We start from the raw sequence: 1,271 nt of genomic DNA on the forward strand, positions 1-1,271 counted from the left end.
GTGCAAGTGATTTACCTTTAAGTTTTTTAAAAGAAAATAATGTAACACTATTTCCATTAAAAGTTCACTTAGATGATACTGAATATGAAGATTTAGTTACGATAAACCCAAAAACAGTTTATGAAGCAATCCGTGAAGGTAAAGTGCCGAAAACGTCCCAAGCTTCTCCTCTAGCCTTTGAAGAAGCTTTTACAAACATGGCAAAAAATAATGAGGATGGAATTTATATTGCATTTTCATCAGAATTATCAGGTACATACCAAACCGCCGTTATGATGCTTGACCAAGTAAAGGAAACCTATCCTGATTTCAACCTAACTATTGTTGATACGAAATGTGCTTCACTTGGATTTGGCTTAATTGTTAAAGAAGCTGTTAAATTAGCTAAAGAAAACGCATCCAAGGAGACTATTTTAGAAGACATTACATACCGCTGTAAGCATATGGAGCATTTATTTACGGTCCACGACCTCGATTATTTAGCAAAAGGCGGACGTGTTTCAAAGGCTTCTGCATTTTTGGGTGGGCTGCTTAATATCAAGCCGTTACTGAATGTTGAAGATGGCAAGCTAGTTCCGATTGAAAAACATAGAGGAAAAAAGAAACTCCTTCGCCGCATTATTGAATTAATGAAAGAAAGAGGCGAAAACTTTGATCGTCAGGTCATAGGTATTAGTCATGCGGACGATGAAGAAACTGCTTTTGAAATAAAAGAACTAATCGTACAGGAATTTAACGTTAAAGAAGTTTTCATTTCCTCTATTGGGGCTTCCATTGGCTCCCATACTGGGTCCGGGACAATCGCTATCTTCTTTTTAAATAATGTAAAATAACACTTATCAATCCCTGCGAATACTCCTTTTCATTTTTACAGACAATATGATTAGGCTAGCCTTCTATTGAAGGTTGTCTAATCATATTGAATTTGTGAATATATGGAAAGGAGTATTCATATTATGCCCCGTACTTCTGATAATGATAAAAAAGCGAAGGATAATAATGCCCTCAGGCATGAAAAAAATATGATGCGTGAGAAAAACCGTAAGGCAGGAAAAAACCAGTACTCTAAAACAACTGATCACCTATAAAGTGAAACTTCAATCAGTGGGGGTTTTCCGACGCACAGGACGTGCTAATGCCGAAGTTGTCACAGGACGTGGCGACCTTAGTCGGCCTTCATCCCCACTGATTGTTAGTTGAACTAATCGGGCCTTTACGGGCTGTTGGTCCCCCACTTAGAATTTTTTTACTTAACTTCTTGAAGTGGGGAT

General features: G+C 37.6%; 1 protein-coding gene and 1 pseudogene. Both read left to right on the forward strand.

Going from position 1 to position 1,271, the window contains the following annotated elements:
• Positions 1 to 2 precede the first annotated feature (2 nt).
• Positions 3 to 833, forward strand: a pseudogene (locus V7149_RS02015) (DegV family protein); the annotation flags it as partial.
• A 123-nt stretch (positions 834 to 956) separates the two neighbouring features.
• A complete protein-coding gene (locus V7149_RS02020) occupies positions 957 to 1,088 on the forward strand; it encodes a DUF3941 domain-containing protein (protein ID WP_082677191.1) in 132 nt (43 codons plus the stop codon).
• Positions 1,089 to 1,271: the final 183 nt, after the last annotated feature.

Origin of the sequence: Bacillus sp. JJ1503 (genome assembly GCF_036965125.1) — a bacterium.
In the GTDB taxonomy this organism is placed as follows: Bacteria; Bacillota; Bacilli; order Bacillales; family Cytobacillaceae; genus Cytobacillus.

Excerpts from the sequence above, each read along its gene's own strand:
- V7149_RS02020 (WP_082677191.1), top strand. The coding sequence starts at position 957 with ATGCCCCGTACTTCTGATAATGATAAAAAAGCGAAGGATAATAATGCC.